The organism is Deinococcus pimensis DSM 21231, assembly GCF_000519345.1.
GTDB lineage: Bacteria > Deinococcota > Deinococci > Deinococcales > Deinococcaceae > Deinococcus_A > Deinococcus_A pimensis.
The window spans coordinates 17,429-18,910 of sequence record NZ_KI912644.1; the positions used below are offsets into that span (position 1 = coordinate 17,429).

At 73.0% G+C, this 1,482-nt stretch carries 2 protein-coding genes; one reads left to right on the top strand and one right to left on the bottom strand.

Going from position 1 to position 1,482, the window contains the following annotated elements; all coding sequences use genetic code 11:
• Positions 1 to 1,155 (top strand): prolyl oligopeptidase family serine peptidase (locus tag DEIPI_RS39710; protein WP_045234220.1); only part of this gene is annotated, 1,155 nt, incomplete at its 5' end.
• A gap of 3 nt (positions 1,156 to 1,158) precedes the next feature.
• On the opposite strand, the gene DEIPI_RS0112200 is transcribed toward DEIPI_RS39710, so the two are convergent.
• Positions 1,159 to 1,482: hypothetical protein (locus tag DEIPI_RS0112200; RefSeq protein ID WP_027481945.1), on the bottom strand; the 324-nt coding region annotated here is incomplete at its 5' end.

The window sequence follows — 1,482 nt, forward strand, 5'->3', positions numbered from 1 at the left end:
GTCGGCCTGCCCAAGGGCGGCGGCGAGCCGCGCGAGCTCGTCCCGCACGACCCGGCCCGCAAGCTCGACGCGGTGCGCGTCTTCCGGGATCACCTGCTGCTGAGCGGTCGGAGCGGCGGCACCACCAGGGTGTGGGTCCTGCCGCGCGGCGAGGGCGACCTGCGCGAGGTGTCCTTCCCGGAGGAGGTCTACACCGTCGCCGTCGGGGAGAACCACGAGTTCGACACGCACGTCGCGCGCCTCGTGTACACCAGCTTCGTCACGCCCGTCACGCATCTCGACCTCGACCTCGCCACGCACGAGACGCGCGAGGTGAAGCGCACGCCCGTCCCGAACTACGAGCCCGCGCTGTACACCTCCGAGCGTCTCTGGACCGTCGCGCGCGACGGCACGCGCGTGCCCGTGAGCGTCGTGCGGCGCCGCGACGTCACCACGCCCGCCCCGACCTTCCTGTACGGGTACGGCAGCTACGGCGTCAGCATCGACCCGACGTTCAGCGCGGCGCGGCTCGCGCTGCTCGACCGGGGCGTGATCTTCGCCGTCGCGCACGTCCGCGGCGGCGGCGAGATGGGCCGCGGCTGGTACGAGGGCGGCAAGCTCAGGGTCAAGACGAACACCTTCACGGACTTCGTGGACGTCGCGGACGACCTCGTCGCGCGCGGTCTCACCCGCCCCGACCTGCTCGCCGCGTCGGGCCGCAGCGCGGGCGGCCTCCTGATGGGCGCCGTCGTGAACCTCCGTCCGGACCTCTTCCGCGTGGTCGTGGCGGGCGTGCCCTTCGTGGACGTCGTCACGACGATGCTCGACGCGTCCATCCCCCTCACCACGCTGGAGTGGGACGAGTGGGGCAACCCCGCCGATGGCGAGTTCTACGAGGTCATGAAGGCCTACAGCCCGTACGACAACGTCCGCGAGACCACGTACCCGCACCTGTGGATCTCCACGGGTCTCAACGACCCGCGCGTCGCGTACTGGGAGCCCGCGAAGTGGACGGCGCGGCTGCGCGACCGCGCGGTGGGGGAGCGGCTCGTGCTGCTGCGCACCCTCAAGGGCGCCGGGCACGGCGGCAGCAGCGGCCGCTACGACGCGCTGCGCGAGACCGCCGAGGAGTACGCCTTCGTCCTCGCGGCGCTGGGAGGGCAGTTCGGGGACTAGGCTTCAGGTGGTGACGGGGGGGCGCGCGGGCGCCTCCCCGGCGAGGGTGATGGTGAAGAGCGCCACGCGGCCCGACGCGTCGAAGCCCAGCACGACCGCCCACACCTGCTCCGGGTGCCGTTCGAACACGGCGGTGCGGACGTAGTACGTGACGCCGTCCTCGCGGACGATCTCCTCCTTCAGGACGCGCGTCTCCGCGCCGTACTCCCGCACGCCCGCCTCGCGGTACGCGCGGAAGGCCGCGAGCGTCCCCCACGGGGCGCGCGCGTCCTCGGTGAAGGCGGCCCAGACGCCGTCGAGCCGCACGGCGTAGAAGGACCGCACGAG